The organism is Amycolatopsis sp. NPDC003731, assembly GCF_053586895.1.
Window position 1 is genome coordinate 1 of record NZ_JBSFNC010000178.1, and the last position, 16,560, is coordinate 16,560.

At 72.1% G+C, this 16,560-nt stretch carries 18 protein-coding genes and 2 pseudogenes; 6 read left to right on the plus strand and 14 right to left on the minus strand.

Annotation, left to right across the window (positions count from 1 at the left end; genetic code table 11):
- Window positions 1-536, minus strand: a 536-nt coding sequence (locus ACWDN5_RS41220) for an SDR family NAD(P)-dependent oxidoreductase (protein WP_449680100.1), incomplete at its 3' end; no start/stop codon positions are given.
- 68 nt (window positions 537-604) lie between these two features.
- Here ACWDN5_RS41220 and ACWDN5_RS41225 point away from each other — a divergent pair.
- Genes ACWDN5_RS41225 through ACWDN5_RS41235 form a run of 3 tightly spaced genes read left to right on the plus strand, consistent with a single transcriptional unit; the run spans window position 605 to window position 2,973 of the window.
- Complete coding sequence (locus ACWDN5_RS41225) at window positions 605-1,222, plus strand: bifunctional 4-hydroxy-2-oxoglutarate aldolase/2-dehydro-3-deoxy-phosphogluconate aldolase (protein ID WP_449680101.1); 618 nt, start codon at window positions 605-607, stop codon at window positions 1,220-1,222.
- Window positions 1,215-2,219, plus strand: a complete 1,005-nt coding sequence (locus tag ACWDN5_RS41230; RefSeq protein ID WP_449680102.1) for a lactonase family protein — start codon at window positions 1,215-1,217, stop codon at window positions 2,217-2,219. The genes ACWDN5_RS41225 and ACWDN5_RS41230 overlap by 8 nt, the downstream gene beginning before the upstream one ends.
- Before the next feature lie 49 nt (window positions 2,220-2,268).
- Window positions 2,269-2,973 carry a FadR/GntR family transcriptional regulator gene (locus ACWDN5_RS41235; protein WP_310969498.1) on the plus strand — a complete coding sequence of 235 codons (705 nt, stop codon included), beginning with the start codon at window positions 2,269-2,271 and terminating at the stop codon, window positions 2,971-2,973.
- Window positions 2,974-3,030: 57 nt separating this feature from the next.
- Here ACWDN5_RS41235 and ACWDN5_RS41240 read toward each other — a convergent pair whose 3' ends face one another.
- From ACWDN5_RS41240 to ACWDN5_RS41250, 3 genes are read right to left on the minus strand one after another with little or no spacing between them, the layout of a single operon-like run.
- The gene (locus ACWDN5_RS41240) at window positions 3,031-3,624 is read right to left on the minus strand and encodes a TetR/AcrR family transcriptional regulator (protein WP_310969499.1); all 594 of its coding nucleotides are present in this window, start codon (window positions 3,622-3,624) and stop codon (window positions 3,031-3,033) included.
- Window positions 3,625-3,658: 34 nt separating this feature from the next.
- Window positions 3,659-4,372, minus strand: a complete 714-nt coding sequence (locus tag ACWDN5_RS41245) for a hypothetical protein (protein WP_449680103.1) — start codon at window positions 4,370-4,372, stop codon at window positions 3,659-3,661.
- Window positions 4,365-4,874, minus strand: coding sequence for a SigE family RNA polymerase sigma factor (locus ACWDN5_RS41250; protein WP_310969501.1), 510 nt, complete (start codon window positions 4,872-4,874; stop codon window positions 4,365-4,367). Before ACWDN5_RS41250 ends, ACWDN5_RS41245 begins: the two co-directional genes overlap by 8 nt.
- A gap of 136 nt (window positions 4,875-5,010) precedes the next feature.
- Here ACWDN5_RS41250 and ACWDN5_RS41255 point away from each other — a divergent pair, with 136 nt between their 5' ends.
- From ACWDN5_RS41255 to ACWDN5_RS41265, 3 genes are all read left to right on the plus strand, one after another.
- Window positions 5,011-6,033, plus strand: a complete 1,023-nt coding sequence (locus tag ACWDN5_RS41255) for a threonine aldolase family protein (RefSeq protein ID WP_310969502.1) — start codon at window positions 5,011-5,013, stop codon at window positions 6,031-6,033.
- Window positions 6,034-6,052: 19 nt separating this feature from the next.
- On the plus strand, window positions 6,053-6,631 hold the full coding sequence (locus ACWDN5_RS41260; RefSeq protein ID WP_449680104.1) for an HAD family hydrolase: 579 nt from the start codon (window positions 6,053-6,055) through the stop codon (window positions 6,629-6,631).
- Between the two features lie 85 nt (window positions 6,632-6,716).
- Complete coding sequence (locus ACWDN5_RS41265; RefSeq protein WP_310969692.1) at window positions 6,717-7,532, plus strand: SAM-dependent methyltransferase; 816 nt, start codon at window positions 6,717-6,719, stop codon at window positions 7,530-7,532.
- On the opposite strand, the gene ACWDN5_RS41270 is transcribed toward ACWDN5_RS41265, so the two are convergent.
- The 10 genes and pseudogenes from ACWDN5_RS41270 to purD form a co-directional block, all read right to left on the minus strand.
- On the minus strand, window positions 7,529-7,720 hold the full coding sequence (locus ACWDN5_RS41270; RefSeq protein WP_003096028.1) for a hypothetical protein: 192 nt from the start codon (window positions 7,718-7,720) through the stop codon (window positions 7,529-7,531). The two genes, ACWDN5_RS41265 and ACWDN5_RS41270, sit on opposite strands and share 4 nt — an antisense overlap.
- Before the next feature lie 97 nt (window positions 7,721-7,817).
- Window positions 7,818-8,999, minus strand: coding sequence for a pyridoxal phosphate-dependent aminotransferase (locus ACWDN5_RS41275; RefSeq protein ID WP_449680105.1), 1,182 nt, complete (start codon window positions 8,997-8,999; stop codon window positions 7,818-7,820).
- 9 nt (window positions 9,000-9,008) lie between these two features.
- A pseudogene (locus ACWDN5_RS41280) lies at window positions 9,009-9,224 on the minus strand (transglycosylase SLT domain-containing protein); the annotation flags it as partial.
- Between the two features lie 1,095 nt (window positions 9,225-10,319).
- Window positions 10,320-11,240, minus strand: a pseudogene (locus ACWDN5_RS41285) (WXG100 family type VII secretion target); the annotation flags it as partial.
- A gap of 16 nt (window positions 11,241-11,256) precedes the next feature.
- Window positions 11,257-11,568: a hypothetical protein gene (locus tag ACWDN5_RS41290; RefSeq protein WP_310969505.1), complete on the minus strand. Its 312-nt coding sequence runs from the start codon at window positions 11,566-11,568 to the stop codon at window positions 11,257-11,259.
- Window positions 11,569-11,701: 133 nt separating this feature from the next.
- On the minus strand, window positions 11,702-12,460 hold the full coding sequence (locus ACWDN5_RS41295) for an ESX secretion-associated protein EspG (protein ID WP_449680106.1): 759 nt from the start codon (window positions 12,458-12,460) through the stop codon (window positions 11,702-11,704).
- Between the two features lie 2 nt (window positions 12,461-12,462).
- Window positions 12,463-14,055, minus strand: coding sequence for a hypothetical protein (locus tag ACWDN5_RS41300; RefSeq protein WP_449680107.1), 1,593 nt, complete (start codon window positions 14,053-14,055; stop codon window positions 12,463-12,465).
- Between the two features lie 9 nt (window positions 14,056-14,064).
- Window positions 14,065-14,631 carry a DUF3558 domain-containing protein gene (locus ACWDN5_RS41305; protein ID WP_310969693.1) on the minus strand — a complete coding sequence of 189 codons (567 nt, stop codon included), beginning with the start codon at window positions 14,629-14,631 and terminating at the stop codon, window positions 14,065-14,067.
- A 16-nt stretch (window positions 14,632-14,647) separates the two neighbouring features.
- A complete protein-coding gene (locus ACWDN5_RS41310) occupies window positions 14,648-14,989 on the minus strand; it encodes a hypothetical protein (protein ID WP_449680108.1) in 342 nt (113 codons plus the stop codon).
- Between the two features lie 222 nt (window positions 14,990-15,211).
- Window positions 15,212-16,560: phosphoribosylamine--glycine ligase (purD, locus tag ACWDN5_RS41315; RefSeq protein ID WP_449680109.1), on the minus strand; the 1,349-nt coding region annotated here is incomplete at its 5' end.

A 16,560-nucleotide genomic window follows, 5' to 3' on the forward strand; every position in this document is an offset into this window, starting at 1 on the left:
CGCGCGCTGCGTTCGCGGTCTTCGGGCGGGATGCGGGCCCAGGCCTCGGTGAGCACCGGCCCCGGCAGCACGGAGTTGACCCGCACCTCGGGGGCGTACTCGACGGCCAGCTGCCGGGCCAGCGCGACGAGCGCGCCCTTGCTGGCCGCGTACGCCGGGTGACCCGGCAGGCCGAAGTGCGCGTGCACCGACGAGACCAGCACGATCGCGCCCCGCCGCGCCCGCAACGACGGCAGGCACGCCTTCACGGCGAGGAAGGAGCCGGTGAGGTTGACGTCGAGCTGGCGCTGCCACTCGGCACGGCCGATCTCGTGCAGCGGCCCGGTGCTGGGCACGTAGGCGTTGCTGACCAGCGCGTCCACCTCGCCGATGGCCGCCCAGGTCGCTTCCTCGCTCACCGAACCCCGGATCGGCGTGACGCCGTCGGGGAGCTCGGCGACGTCCACCCCCAGCACGCGGTAGCCGTCGTCGATGAGCTTCCGCGCAGTCGCCGCCCCGATCCCGGACGCCGCTCCGGTCACCACCGCTGTCGGCATCGTCCCTCCGTCCGTTGGAGTGCAAGAATAAATCCTAATTTAAGATTTCACAAGGTAGACTGCGGCTCATGAAATACCGGTGGGAGATCATGGCTGACGCGCTGCGCCAGGGAGTCGTCGGAATCGTGCGCACGCACGATGCGGAGTCCGCGGTGGCGGCCGCCCGCGCGGCCCTCGACGCCGGGCTGCGCTCGATCGAACTGCCGCTGACGAACCCCGGCGCGCTGGACGCGATCTCCGGGCTCGCGGCCGCCTACCCGGACGCGACGATCGGCGCCGGCACGGTGCTCGACGAGACGTCCGCGGTGCTGGCGATCCGCGCGGGGGCGCGGTTCCTGGTGTCACCGTCGGTGGACAGCGCGGTGATCCGGACCGCGCACCGGTACGGCGCGGCGGCCCTGCCGGGCGCCGGCTCGGTGACCGAAATCGTGCGGGCCCTGGAGGAAGGCGCCGACGCGGTGAAGGTGTTCCCGGCGTCGGCGCTCGGGCCGTCGTGGGTGGCGGACGTGCGGGCGGCGCTGCCGCAGGCCCCGCTGGTACCCACCGGCGGCATCGGGCCGGAAGACGTGCCAGGCTGGCTCTCGGCGGGCGCGGTCGCCTGCGGGATCGGCTCGGCGCTGACCCGCGGCGCCCCCGCGGAGGTCGCCACCCGGGTCGAGACGCTGTTGAGGAGCGCGCATGGCTGAGCTGGTCTTCGTCGGGTGCTACACCGGCGATGCGGGGAACGGCACCGGGATCACGACGCTCTCGCGGTCGCCGTCCGGCTCGTTGCGCGAAGTGGCTTCGCTGCCGCTGGAGTCGCCGTCGTGGCTGGTGCGCCACCCGTCGTTGCCGGTGCTGTACGCGGCCAACGAGACCGCGGACGGCGGCGTGACGGCGTTGGCCATCGCCCCGTCCGGTGAGCTGTCGGTGCTGGGCACGGCCGAGTCGGGCGGTGCGCACCCGTGCCACCTCGCGGTGACCCCCGACGGCCGGTTCCTGTTGTGCGCCAACTACACCGGCGGCAGCGTGGCGGTGTTCTCGCTGTCCTCCTCCGGCGCGCTGATCGCCCGGACGGCCCTGGTCCGGCACAGCGGCAGCGGACCGGTGACCGACCGCCAGGAAGCGGCGCACGTCCACATGGCCGTCCCGTCCACGGACGGTTCCATCGTGAGCGCGGTCGACCTGGGGACGGACGAAATCCGCAGCTACACGCTGACGTCGTCGGGCGCCCTCGAGCCGCTGGCGGTGTCCTCGCTGCCGCCGGGCACGGGACCGCGTCAGCTGGTGCGCCGGCCGGGCACGGACCTGGCGTACGTCGTCGGCGAGCTGGCCGGGACGCTGGTGACGGTCCGCGAGAAGGCACCGGGCGCGTTCGAGGTGGTGGCCTCGACGCCGTCGACGCTGTCGTCGGTCAAGCCCAACCTGGTGGCCCACCTGGAACTGGCCGACTCGCGCCTGTACGTGTCGAACCGCGGCCCGGACTGCGTGACGGAGTTCGCGCTGGACGACGCGGCCGCGGTGGCCGACCAGCCCTGCGGCGCGAACCCGCGGCACTTCGCGCTGGTGGACGGCACTTGCTACGTGGCGGCGCAGTCGGAGGACGCGATCACGGCGTTCACGCTGACCGCGTCCGGCGAAGCGGAACTGCGGTACCACCCGACGGGGTCACCGACCTTCGTGCTGCCGGTGTCCCTGCCTTGACCAGGCATCCATAATGCGGTCAACACCTGCCGGCTGAGAGGGCCCTCCATTGACCGAACACCGGCCCCGCGGGTTGCACGGCCAGACCGTGGAGGCACTGGCCAGCCGGATCCTCTCCGACGAGTGGGGCGAAGGCACCGTCCTGGACCTGCCCGCGCTGCGCGAAGAGCTCGACATCAGTCTCACCGCGCTGCGCGAAGCGCTCAAAGTGCTGGCCGCCAAGGGGATGATCGACGCCCGGCAGAAGCGCGGCACCTTCGTGCAGCCGCGCGAGAAGTGGAACATGCTCGACGCCGACGTCATGCGCTGGCAGACCGCGGCCGCCGACGATCCCGGGCTGCTCGACGAGCTCACCGAGGTCCGGGCCGTCGTCGAGCCGGCCGCCGCCCGGATCGCCGCCGGGCGGGCCACCGAGGAAGACCTCGAAGCGCTGCGGGACGCGCTCGCCGACATGGCCGCCGCGGGCGACGACCCGGAAGCGAGCGTCCAGGCCGACCTCGCCTTCCACCGGCGGCTGATGGCCGCCACGCACAACAACTTCCTGGTGCGGATGGAACGGATCATCGCGATCGGGCTGGCCGAGCGGGACAAGCTCGTGCACGGCTCCCCGGCGGCGGAGGACCCGGTGCCGAACCACCGGAAGGTGTTCGACGCGATCGTCGCGGGCGACCCGGCCGCGGCCGAGCAGGCGATGCTCGCGCTGGTCACCAAGGCCCAGGACGACCTGGCGAAGGCTCAGCGCACGCGCTCGTGAGTGGCAAGGCGGGTGCTGACCCGCGTTACCACTCACGACCGGGTGCGGCGGGCTGCGCTATTCGGCGAGGGCGGCCTGGAGCATCCGGGCGGCGGCCGCGCGGGGCTCGGGGTCGACCTCGACCAGGGCGTTGACGACCGCGCCGTCGACCAGGGCGACCAGCCGCTCCAGCTCGGTCGCGGAGACCGGGGTGCCGGAGCGGGCGAAGATCTCCGTCAGCAGCTCGTTGAGCTGGGCCGACAGCGTCCGCATCAGCGGCCGCAGGTACGGGCGGCGGCCGGTCGCGACCAGCCGCTCGTAGCGCAGGAGTACGGCTTCGGCGTCGGCCGCCTGGTCGCCGCTCTCCGGGCCGAGCAGCAGGTCCAGCACCAGGTCGACGGTCGCCTGCACGCCGCGGTTGCGGGTCGCGAGCTCCTCCAGCCGGCGGCGGCCGGTCGCCAGCTCGGCGTTCGAGTGGTGCTCGACGGCCGCCGTGACCAGGTCTTCCAGCGAGTCGAAGTAGTACGTCGTCGACGCGAGCGGCAGGCCCGCCCGCTCGGCCACCGCCCGGTGCCGCACCGCGTCGAACCCGCCCTCGACGAGCAGTTTCGCGGCGGCCTCGACGAGCGCGGCGCGCCGTCGCTCCCCTTTGGGGGTGGTCGCAGCGGTCATGGCCGGTCATTCTGCCAACCGGGCGGCCCCGGGCTCAGAACCGGGGCGCGAGATCGCGGGCGAACCCGTCCACCTGGCCCGCGTACGGCGCCGCCGCTCCCGCGGACGGCACGCTGACCAGCACCAGCACCCCGCCGGACGCGGTGCCCACCCGCGCGGTGACCGTGCCGGCCGGCTGGGACTTGAAGACCTCCGGGATGCCCTTCGGGTACACCGCCGCGGCGACTTCGCCGCCCGGGACCGGGAACCCGGCGGACCGCGCCACCGTCGAACAGGCGCCGCCCGGGACGGCCCGGGTGGCGGAGACGTGGCCGGGGAGCTCGCCAGCGAGGGCAGTGGCGAGCTCCCCGTCCACCTGTTCGCACCCGGAGGCGCCTTCGGCCAGTTGGCCGGTCTTCCCGTCCCCGGCACCCCCCTGCTGAGGTGGCTGGGACGAGAAGTTCGGTGACTCCCCGCCGACTTCAGGACGCATCGAGCCGTCTCCGGGTTGCGCGACGCCCGGCCCGGAATGCGCGGGAGCGGCGTTGTCCGTCGCGATCAGCGCCTCGGGGGTACCCCCGGAGAGCACTCCGTACGCGCCGAAGCCGACGACGACCAGCGCGGCGGCGCTCACGCCGGCAGTGATCCGGTTCCGGCGGCGCAGGGTCTGGCGGCGGGATTCGCGGACGACGTCGTCGCGGCTGAACGTCGGCGACGGCGCGTCCGGCGGCGCGGCGGAGAACAACGAGCGCAGTTCCTGCTCATCCATTGGTCTCCACCTCCCGTTCGAGGACCTGCCTCAGGTTCGCCAGCCCGCGGGCGGTCTGGCTCTTCACGTTGCCTTCGCTGCAGCCCAGCGCCTGCGCCGCGCCGGTCACGTCGAGTCCTTCGAAGAACCGCATGACCAGCACCGCCCGCTGCTTGGGCGGCACTTCCTTCAGCGCCGCGAGCAGGTCCTCCCTGGTCGCGACGAGGTCGTCGAGACCGGGCGTGTCGTCCGGCGGCTCCGGCAGCGTCTCGGTCTGCCACTCGCGCCGCCACGGCCGTCGCGATTCGTCGATCGACGCCCGGACGAGCGTCTTGCGGACGTACGCGTCGGTCGCCGCGCGATCCCTGATCTTCTTCCACCTCCGGTGCAGTGCCACGAACGCCGTCTGCGCGAGGTCGTCCGCCCGGTGCCAGTCGCCGCAGAGCATGTACGCGGTCCGGCGCACGGCGTCCCGCCTGGCGGCGAAGTACTCCGCGAACTCCTGCTCGTCGCGCTGGTCCACGCGCAGTCGTGCTCCGCTCTGTTGTCGTTCGCCCGGGAGGACGGAATCAGGGGCGTCCACGGTTGCACGGACGGAGCGGGTTCGACCACTCAAGGGCTGATTGATCCCCGCGACGTGGGTGTGATGTGATCGCAACGTGACCTTCGACCCGCCCGTCCTGGACTTCCGCTCCGACACCGTCACCCGGCCGGATGACACGATGCGGGCGGCGATGGCCTCCGCCGAGGTCGGGGACAACGTCCTCGAGCGCGATCCCACGGTCGCGGTCCTGGAGGAGCGGGCGGCACACGTCCTCGGCATGCAAGCGGCGCTCTGGGTGCCGAGCGGGACCATGGCCAACCTGATCGCGCTGAGCCTGCACCTGCAGCGCGGCGACCGGTTCCTCGCCACCCGCGGCGCGCACGTGCTGGTGAACGAGCTGGGCTCGGCGGCGTGGCTGGCCGGCGGCATGCCGGACATCCTCGAGCACGACGGCGGCCCGGGCCGCCCGTCTCCCGACGCCCTCGCGGCCGCGATCGGACAACCCGGGCCGTACTTCACATTACGGACATCGCTGCTCTGCCTCGAGAACACCCACAACGCGGCCGGCGGCGCGGTGACGCCGCCCGACGAGCACGCCCAGCTGCTCTCGGTTGCCAAGGAAGCGGGCCTGACCGTGCACCTCGACGGCGCCCGGCTCTGGCAGGCGGCGGTCGCGCTCGAAGTGCCGCCCGCCGCGCTGACCGTCGGCGTCGACACCGTGTCGGCCTGCTTCAGCAAGGGCCTCGGCGCGCCGGTCGGCTCGGTCATCGCGGGCAGTACGGCGTTCGTCGAGCGGGCCCGCCGGATGCGGCAGATGCTCGGCGGCGGCGTCCGGCAGGGCGGCATCCTGGCGGCGGCCTGCCTGGTCGCGCTGGACCGCATCCCCGAGCTGGCCGAGTCGCACGAGAACGCTCGGCGGCTCGCCGAAGGCCTGCGCGAACACGGCTGGCCGGCCAACACACCCGACACCAACATCGTGCTCGCCGAAGTCCCCGACATCCCGACCGCGCTGGCCTGGCTCGACACGCTCGGCATCCGCGCGGTGCCGATGGCGGGAAAGGTCCGGTTCGTCACCCACCGGGACCTGAGCGCGACCGACGTCGAAGAAGCCCTGCGCCGGATCAAGACCGGCGCGTGACGAAGTCCCGGGGGACCGCATGAACTGGATCGTGTTCGACTACGGCGACGTGCTCAGCAAGCCGAGCGCCGCCCTGCCCGACCTGGCCGCGGCGATGGGCGCGCCGCTGCCGCAGTTCCTGGAGGCGTACTGGGAGTACCGGCTGCCCTACGACGCCGGCAGGACCCCGCTCGAGTACTGGCAGGCGGTCGGCGACGCCGTGGGTGCGCCGGTCGACGAGGCACTGTCGGCCGAGTTGACCCGCATCGACGTCGAGGGCTGGGGGCACCTGGAACCTTCGTCGAAGGCCCTGCTCGAAGCGCTCTCCGAAGCCGGCGCGAACCTGGCGCTGCTCTCGAACGCGCCGATCGCGTTCGGCGAGTGGGTCCGTGCGCAGGACTGGGCGAGGCTGTTTCGCGTGACGCTGTTCTCCGGCGACGTCCGGTGCGTCAAGCCGGACGCGAAGATCTTTCGCCTCCTGCTCGACGAGCTCGGCGCCGAGCCGGCCGACTGCCTGTTCTTCGACGACCGCGAGTCCAATGTGGAGGGAGCGCGGGCGGTCGGGCTCCGGGCCCACGTCTGGAACGGCGCCGACGCGGCCCGCGCGTGGCTGGACTGAGGGCTCACGCGCACCGCACGGCCGCCTACCCGCCGTGATCCCCATGTCCTAGGCTGAGCGTCCCCACACTCCCCGGTAGGTGCGCATGGCGACGAGCGAACGACCATCGGCCCACGTCGACTTCGAACGGCCGAGCATCGCTCGCGTCACCGACGCACTGCTGGGCGGGCAGAACCACTACGAGCCCGATCGCGCCGTCCTGCGGCAGCTGACGGCGATCGCGCCGGAAGCCCCGGCGATGGCCCGGGAAGCGCGGCAGTGGCTGGTGCGCGCCGTCCGCTACCTGACCGAGCGGCTGGACGTCGACCAGTTCCTCGACCTCGCGTCGGGGTTCCCGACGGCGGAGAACACCCACCAGGTGGCGCAGAAGTACAACCCGGAAGCGCACGTCGTCTACGTCGGCGACGACCCGGTGGTGGAGGCGCACGGCCGGGCGCTGCTCGTCGACAACGACTTCACGCACATCTGCGGCACCGATCCGCTGAACCCCGGCGAGACGCTCGCCGGGGTCGAGCGGTTCATCGACTTCGACCGGCCCGCCGGGCTCGTGCTGTGCGGGGTCGTCGACCACATCGCCGACCTCCACCAGGCGCAGCAGGTGGTCAAGTCCTACGTCGGCGCGCTGGCGCCGGGCTCGTACCTGCTCCTGCTGCACCAGCACAACCCGGCCGACGGCTCCGACGCGGCCGCCGTCGCGACTTCCCTGCAGGACCGCTTCGCCCGCATCGGGCTCGACACGCTCTACCGCACGCGGGCCGAGATCACGTCGTTCTTCGACGGCCTCGACCTGCTCGAGCCCGGGCTGACCGCGCCGCACCAGTGGTGGCCGGACGGGCCGCGCCTGGCGCAGCTGACGCCGGTCAACTGGACGGCGCTGGCCGGCGTGGCGCGGGTCCCCTAGTAGCGGTTGATGCGCCGCGGGTCCTTCTTGCCGCCGGTGATCGCCTTGTAGCCGGCGGCGCCGAGGAAGGCGATGCCGCCGATGATGGCGATCCAGAGGACGGCCTTGAACACGAAGCCGATCACGGCGCCCAGCACCATGAACGCCACCCAGGCGACGATCAGGCCGCCGACGATCTTCCAGAACATGGTTCCTCCGATGTCTCCCCGTGGCCCCACCGGCCCGATGCCTCCACACTGCCACCTGGCGCGGTGAAACTCCCCTCGGATGGCCAACGTTCGGGGTTTATTCAGGGTTCCCCCTGGCCAGCCAGGCCCCCAGGCGCCGGACCCCTTCGTCGATGTCCTCGGCGCTGCCGGCGAAGGAGAACCGGACGTACTTGCCGCCGTCGACCGGGTCGAAGTCGACGCCGGGGGTGATGGCGAGCCCGGTTTCGGCGAGCAGCCGCTGGCACCAGCTCAGGCTGTCGTGCGTGTACGCGCTGACGTCGGCGTACGCGTAGAAGGCACCGTCAGCCGGGGCGAGCTTGCCGAGGCCGATTCGCTGCAGGCCGGCGAAGAGCTGATCGCGGTTGGCGCGGTACCGCTCGACGTGCGCGTCGGCCTCCGCGTACGCCTCGGGCGTGAAGGCGGCGAGGGCCGCGTACTGCGAGACGGCGGGCGGGCAGATGGTGAAGTTGCCGGTCAGGACGTCGATCGCGCGGTGGAGGCGCTGCGGGGCGAGCATCCAGCCGAGCCGCCAGCCGGTCATCGCGAAGTACTTCGAGAAGCTGCCGAGCACGACCGGCTCGCGGCCGTACTGCCACGCGCAGTCGAGCTCGGCGCCGTAGGAGATGCCGTGGTAGATCTCGTCGCTGATCAGCTGGACGCCGTGCGACGAGCACCAGCCGGTGATCGCGGCGAGCTCCCCGGGCGGCAGCACGGTCCCGGTGGGATTGCTGGGGCTGGCGACGATCAGGCCGTCGATCGGCCCGAGCTCGTCGAGCAGTTCGACGGTGGGCTGGAAGTTCGTCTCGGCGGTGGTGGCGAACTCGACGACCTCGCAGCCGAGGACGGACAGCAGGTTCCGGTAGGCGGGGTAGCCGGGCCGGGCCATGGCGACCTTCGCGCCGGGGTCGAAGGCGCTGAGGAAGGCGAGCAGGAACCCCCCGGACGACCCGGTGGTCAGAACGACGTCGTGCGCTTGGACGTCGACGTCGTACCGCGTCCGGTAGTGCCCGGCGACGGCCTCGCGCAGCTCGGGGATGCCGAGCTGTTCGGTGTAGCCCAGCGTGCTTTTCTGCAGCGCTTCCTGGGCGGCCTCGAGCACGGCCTTCGGCGCCGGAGCGGACGGCTGCCCGGCCGCGAGCGACACGAGATCGCCGTGGCTGCGCTGCCGCGCCCCGGCCGCGGAGAGGACGTCCATGACGTGGAAGGGCGGCACGCCGGCCCGCAGCGCGGGCCCGGCGAAAGCTCCGAGGTCGGCCATGGGGCCAGGCTAGTAGCCGCGGTAGGCACCACCGTGGGCCATGGCCTTGATGCCGGGCACGTTGTCGAGGCTGCCGTACCGGTCGAAGGAGTACCGGACCCCGGCGATGATGTTGTCGACCGGGTTGTAGATGTTGTCGTGCCCGGGGAGCTTGTGGGCGTTGAACGTGGAGTCGATGCACTGCATGAGCCCCTTGGACGGGTGCCCCGCGGCGGCATTGGAATTGCCGGTCAGGAAGAGGTGGTCACCTTCCTGGGCCGTCCAGGTGCCCAGCTCCGTGGTCACGCACCAGACGTCACCCCGCCCGGCGGCTTCCTTCTTCAGGAAGGCCCCGGTGATGATCGGGTTGTTCAGGTGCACGGAGAATTCCGGACGCCAGGTCTCCGGCTGGTTCTTCCGCGCCACGGGGAGTACCCGGGGCCGGGCTCCGGACAGGTAACCGGCCAGCGCGATCGCGTCGAGGACGGTACCGGCCGCCTGGTAGATGACGACCTGCGGCCGCGAGTACCCGGGTCGCAGGTACCGGGTGCCTTCGGCGTCGGTGATGGCCTCGAGCCACGCCTCGCGCTGCTCCGTGGACATCGCCAGCACCTGGGCGACCGCGTCGGCGCGGGGATGCCCGGCGCGCGCCATCAGGTTCTCGGCGTAGTCGTGGTCCAGCCGGAACTGGTGCCGAGGCCCGCACCCGCCGCGGTCGTCGACGTACAGCGCGTGCGGCACGCCGTCGAGGAGCTTGCGGAGCTTCGCGACCATTTCGGGCTTCGACTGCGCGATGGACATGATCGGGCGGTGCCGGCGGGACTCGACGTGACCGTCGCCGGCGATCCACCCGAGGATCGCCGCTTCGGAGACACTGATGTCCAGCGAGGATTCCGTGGCGGCGGGCGCCGCCAGAAGGATCCGATCGCGTGACCGGACGTCCTCGGTGGTGACGAAACCGGCCTCGGTCGCGTAGCGGTGCTGCTGCCTCGGTGAAACGAACCCGTGCTTCTTGCGCCGGTGCACCGCGACGCCGTTGGCCGGCTGCCGCGCCGTCCGCGGCTCCCACCCGCATTCCGGGCAGACCACTGGCAGATCGGTGCGGCTGACACCAACCCTCGGGAGGTTGAGCCAGCGGTGGTTGGGCGTCGTGGTCGCCTGCCACCGCGAGTTGACCATCCGGACCAGTTCGGCGTCTTCGTGGTGGACCACCCGGGTGATCCGCGTCCACTCGCTGCGCCCGGTGGCCGGGTTGTAGCCGATCGTCTCGTCGCCGGCTTCGACCGCGTCGTGCTTCAGCAGCCCGCGCCTGGTCACGATCTGCGTGTCCAGCGGCACGCAGTCCCAGTTGTTGATGGCGTTGGGATTTCCGCCGGATTCGTGCTGGATGATCGCCCAGATCTTCGGGATGTCCGCGTCCGTCACCGGAATGCCCGCGGCCTGCAGTGCCTTCATGGCTTCCTGGATCCACTGCTGGACGTTCCCCGGCGGCGGCGAAGAAGGCGGGCCGCCGCTCGGGCCGAGGCCGCCACCGCCGCCTCCGCCACCCCCACCGCCGCCGCCTCCGCCGCCGTGGGAGGAGCCGTTGCTGTGGATGCCGCCCGTGCTCTTGGGGGCCGCTGCCGAGCTGCTCGGCAGGGGGACCTGGTCGTAGCCGCCCTCGATCTGCTGGGACATCAGTTTCTGCGACGCCTTGATCGCCGTGTCGGCCTGGGTCTGCAGGCCGGTGACGTCGCCGTCGAAGCCGGCCGTGATGGTGTGGATGTCCGTTTTCGCGGTGGCCAGGATCTGGTCGGCGCTGGGGCTGGGCCCCGGCTTGCCTTCGTCGTGGGCCTTCTTCGCCGCGGCCAAGGCGTTGTTGATGTCGGTTTCGGCCTTGGCGTTGCGCTCGTTGACGGCCTTTTCCGCGGCGAGCTGTTTGTCCCCGACGTTCTTCTTGATCTGGTCGAGGGTCCGCGCGAGGTCGTCGAGGTCCTTGGCGACGTCCTCGAGGTGGGTCTGCACCTTGGTGCCGGCGTCGCGAACCTGGCGGACGTACTGGAAGAACTGGTCCGCCGCTGGGCCGGCCCACACGCTGCCGTTGAGCGCGTCGGTCGAATTCTTCAGGGAAGCGTTGTGGTCACCGGCGTTCTTCCCGGCCTCGCGGAACTGCGTGGCCGCCGCGGTGATCTTTCCCAAATCGACCTTTTCGACCTGGTCGACCTTCTTCATGAAGGCGTCCCAGTTGTCCGGCGTTCCGGCGCCGCCCCCGTTCAAACCCACTGTGGTGCCCCCAGAATCACTTGTCGACGTGCAGTTTGAGGTCGCTCGCGCCGACCTGGTCGGTTTCGGCGATCAGGCCCGCGGCCTTGCGCATGGCGAACCCCAGCGCCTCCATGTGCTTGCCCGCGGCGTCGAACTGGTTGTGCACGCCGTCCTTGAACTTGCCGACCGCGCCGTGCGCGTCGCCCGTTTCGTCCATTCCGCCGAAGGGGCTTTCCTTCTCGTGGTCCAGGCCGGTGACCTTCTGCTTGGACTTTTCGAACTCGTCCTTCAGCTTCTCCACCTGACTGGCCGCGATGGCCATCGAGTCCGGGTCGTAGACAGGCACGGTTCGTCATCCCCTTCGGAAACTTGTCTCCGCCCGATCGGACGTCGTCCCGACCAGGACGGTTCCCGCGCTTACTTTATGACTTCGCCCGGGACGCGGGTACGGCTCTCCGCCAACTTCCACCCAGCGGGGATCAGGCTTCCGCCACCAGTTCGCGGATCCGCGTGGCGAGCAGGGCGTTGTCCGCCGGGGTGACGGTGGCCCACTCGCGGCCGTCGCCGTCGCGGCCCACCTGGAACAGGTAGCGGCCCGCGTCGGTGTCGAAGAACGCCACCACCCGGCCCGCCCGGTGCACCACGCCGTCGCGCGAGGTGCGTTCCGCGCCGAACTGGCCGCGGGCCTCCTGCCCGAGCAGCATGCCCGAGAGCTCCTGGGCCTGGAACAGCGGTATCCCGCGGTCCTCCAGGGCCGTGACCAGCGCCTTCGCGTCACCTTTCGCCGCCGCGTCGGCGGACTTCACGACGTCGTAGGGCAGGCTGACCGTCTGGCCGATGCCCGGGCCCAGGTCGCCCGCCACCGAGACCGCCGCCTCCGCGAGGCCGTCCTCGGTCGCCGGGATCAGCCAGACCTCGCCGTGGTCCACCACCGCCAGCACCGCCTGGCCGCGCAGGCTGACCGCGCGGCCGCGGATCTCGCGTTCCGCCCACACCCAGACGTCGATCCCGAGCTGCGGGCGCGCCAGCAGGTGCAGCAGGTCGGCCAGCTCGCCGGACACCCGCCGGTTGCGGGCCAGCCGCCGCTCGCTCAGCGAAACCCACGCCGAGTCGACCAGCTCGCGCCGCTCGGTCACGGTGGTTCCGTCGCTCGGCACGTCCAGCGCGACGTGCCGCCGGGGCAGGTCGAAGGATTCCCAGAGCACGTCGAACTCGAGGGCCGACAGGACGAGCGACACGGTCAGCGCCCGTCCCCGCCGTGGTCGCCGAGCACGTCACGGGACACCATCCGCTGGTCGGCGAACAGGTCCTGGTCGTCGACGCCGTAGCGGCGGACGTGCTCGGCGTCCTCCTCCTGCGGGGCCGCCTCGGACAGGAACTTCGCCTCGCCGGGCTTCTGCTTCGGGCTGATCTGCTCGGACTTCCGCAGCGCGACGGCCTCTTCTTCGGGCAGCTCGCCGACCGGCAGCGGCCGAACCGGGCCCTTCGGCTGGCTCTTGTCGCGCGGCTGACGCTCCTTGTCGCCGCTCAGCGCGCCGCCGGCCACGCCCGCGCCGATCGCCGCCGCGCCGGCGCCGATGTCGCCGGGGGTCGCGCCGGGCTTGCCGACGAAGCCGCGTTCACCGGTGTACTGGCCCGGTTGCAGCGGGGCCTGCGGCATGGCGCCGACCGTGCGGCCCTTGGCCAGCAGGCCGTCCGGGCCGCGGCCGGTGGAGCTGTCGATGCCGGTGGCGCCACCGGGCGTCCCGCCGCCACCGCCGCCGAGTGACTTGATCGGCGCCGTCGCGGGGCTCGAGCCGGGCGGCTGCGCGCCGGGCGCACCGGGCGGGCAGAACGGGTCGGCCTGGCCCCCGGTGCCCGGTCCGGGTGTGAAGCGGCCGGACGGGTCGCCGGCCGTGCCGCGGCCCGGGGTCTGGACCCAGCCGGGGCCGGGCGCGGCCGTCGGCGGCTTCGCGCCCGAGGGCGTCGTCGAACTCGGCGTCGTGTGCTGGACGGGCGGGGCGCCGGCCGCGCCCGCCGACCCGGTCGAGCCGGTCTGGCGCGGCGGCTGCTGCGGCGCGGGCCGGGACGGCTGCTGGGCCGCGACGCCGTAGACCGGGGTCGGCGGGTCGGCGTGCACGGTGTGCGACACCGGCTGCACCACCGGCGGGTCGACGTGCACCGACCGGACCTTGTCCGAAGCCGGCTTCACGCCGCCGTCCGGCGTCACCGCGACCGCGGCGCCGGCGACGTCCAGCACTCCCGGCGTGATGCCCGGGGCGGCCAGCTTGAGCGACTCCGGGTCGGACAGCGCCTGCGTCGAGAGCAGGTTCGTGCCGCTCTGCTGGGCGTACTCGTTCAGCGCCTGCTGGGCCTGGGCCTTGGCGTCGTTCGCGGCCTCGACCTGCTTGGCGTGGTCGGTCTCGAAGCCGATGAGGCTGACCAGGCTGTCGGTGAGGGTGAAGCCGCCCGCGCCCTTCCGGACCGTCTCGGCGTCCGGCAGCTTGTACTTGGTCCGGTTGAAGGCTTCGCCCTGCTCGAACACCATTTCCGCGGCGTGCGCGACCTTCGTGGTGGCGTCCTGGGAGAAGCCGGCCTTCTCGGTGAAGACCTGGCTCGCCGCGCCGCCGGCCTGGCTCTGCCATTCGACGCCGAGTTCGAGCAGCTGCGCGCGCAACGTCTGGTCGGTGTGGGCGAGGGCGGTCGCGACGGCCTTCAGAGCGTCGACGGCGGTGCCGATGCTGCCGGTGCCGTCGCCGTTGATCATCCGGGTGATCTGGTCGGCGATCGCGGTGTTGGTCCAGCCGTCGAACCGGTGGTTCTGGATCCCGGCCGCGAGCTCGGAGAATTCCACGCGCCCTCCCTAGTTGCGTGCTTTCAGGGACTGCAGCGCCAGGTCGGCGGCGTGCGCCGACATGTCGCACAGCTGCGGCTGCGTGAGCCGGCCGCGGGTGATGGCGAAGGTCTGGACGGCCAGCGTCTGGCCCTTCGCGACGCCGACGAGCGTCTCGCAGTCGGCCGGGTCGCCGGCCGCGCGGTAGTTCGTCAGCGCCGGGTAGCCACCGATGGTCTTCGGCTCGGTGGTCATGCTGTTCTTCTTGCGGGTGCCGGTGATCCACTGGTCGAGGTCCGCCGACACGGCTCGCACGTGGTAGGAGTGCACCGGCTCGGCGCCGTCGGCGTCGAACACGCAGGTCCGGCCGTCCTCCTCCGGCGCCTTGCGGGGAACGCTGTTGATCTTCAGCGCGTCGAGCTGGACCTGCGGGAAGAGTTCGCACAGCTCGACGCCCTGCAGCGACAGGTCCGCCGGCCGCTGCGGCAGCTGGGCGGCCTTGGCGCTCTGCGACGCGGCCGTGGCGGCCGTTTCGACCGGGTACGGGGTGCCTTCGGTGCCCGCGGAGCAGCCGGCGAGCGCCGCCGTCGCGAGCACGCCTCCGGCGATCCGGTTACGCACCGTGCTTGCCGCGGTCACCGAACACCGCCGCCTTCTCCTCTTCGCCGACCTTGTAGTCCTTCGCGGCTTCGCGCAGCTGCTCGACCAGGCGCTTGAGGCCGGCGACGTACTCGCGCACCTGGCCGGCGTAGGAGCGGTCGCCGTCGGCGATCAGGGTGTTCCAGGCCTGGACCGACTGGGTGCTGATCACGTCGGCGGACGGCGCGTCGATCCGCAGCTGGCCGAGCCGGGTGAGCAGCTGGTCTTCGAGGGCGTTGGCCTGTTCTTCGACGATCCGGGCGACGTCGAGCAGCTTGTCCGGGTGGACCAGGACGTCCGCGGCGGCCGGCGCCACCGGGACCGCCGAACCGAAGTCTTGCGGGGGTCCGGGTGGCGGAGCCCCCGGCCCGGGGCGAAGCCCCGGAACAGCGCTGTCGTACGAGGGTCCTGACATGCTCTCCCCTGACGTCATACGGACAGTGACCGGCCGGCTCCCGTCGAGGCTACCAACGTGGATGTGGCGGCAGCCTGAGTTTGGACGAAGAGTGGGCCCGGCCGGTTCCCCCGATCCGTGGAATCAGGCCCGCTGTTTGGCCGTCGGGGCGCTGATCTCGCCGTTCGCCGCCTTCAGCGCGATGTCCGTGCGGTGGTGCGAGCCGGCGAGGTGGACCTTTTCGACGGTTTCGTAGGCGTGCTTGCGCGCCGCCTTGAGCGACTTGCCGGTGCCGACGACCGAGAGCACGCGGCCGCCGGAGGAGACGACGGCGCCGTCGTCCCGGCGGCGGGTGCCGGCGTGCAGGACGCCTTCCAGCTCGGCCCCGGTGATGACGTCCCCGGTGTGCGGCTTGCCCGGGTAGCCGTCGGCGGCGATCACGACGGTGACCGCGGCGCCGCCGGACCACTCCAGTGGCGGGTGCTCGGCGAGCTTGCCGGTGGCGGTGGCGTGCATCAGCCCGGCGATCGGGGTGCGCAGCAGGGCCAGCACGACCTGCGTCTCCGGGTCGCCGAAGCGGCAGTTGAACTCGATGACCTGCGGGCCGTCGGAAGTCAGCGCGAGGCCGGCGTAGAGCAGGCCGGAGAACGGCGCGCCGCGGTTGACCAGCTCGTCGGCGACCGGCTGGACGACGGTCTCCACCAGCTCGTCGACCAGGTTCTCGGGCGCCCAGGGCAGTGGCGCGTAGGCACCCATGCCGCCGGTGTTCGGGCCGGCGTCGCCGTCGCCGACGCGCTTGAAGTCCTGGGCGGGCAGCAGCGGGACGACGGTGTTGCCGTCGACGAAGCAGAACAGCGAGGCTTCCGGTCCGTCCAAAAAGGATTCGAGGAGGACGGGGTGCCCGCCGTCGAGCAGCATGATGGCGTGCTTGCGCGCGACGTCGATGTCCGGCGTGACGACGACACCCTTGCCGGCGGCGAGGCCGTCGTCCTTGACGACCCAGGTGGGGCCGAACCGGGCGAGCGCGGCATCGAGCCGGGCGGGGTTGTCGACGACCTCGCTGCGCGCGGTGGGCACGTTCGCGGCGGCCATGACGTCCTTCGCGAAGGCTTTCGACCCTTCGATCCGCGCGGCGGCGGCCGACGGGCCGAAGCAGGCGACGCCGGCCTTCCGCACGGCATCGGCCACCCCGGCGACGAGCGGCACCTCAGGGCCGACGACGACGAGGTCGGCCTGCCAGCTCTTGGCGAGCCCGGCAACGGCCTCGGGATCGGCGGCATCAACACCGAGCTGTTCGGCGACGGCGGCGGTCCCGGCATTGCCGGGCGCGCAGGCCAGGGCCGTGACGGCGGGATCGCCGGACGCCGCGAGGACGAGTGCATGCTCACGGGCGCCGGAGCCGACGACTTCAGCAGGCGGTCCGCGGTCTTCTCGCGATCCGGTTCCTTCAGCGTCCGCGTCATTGCCGACACCCCTTCCGCGACATGTAACTT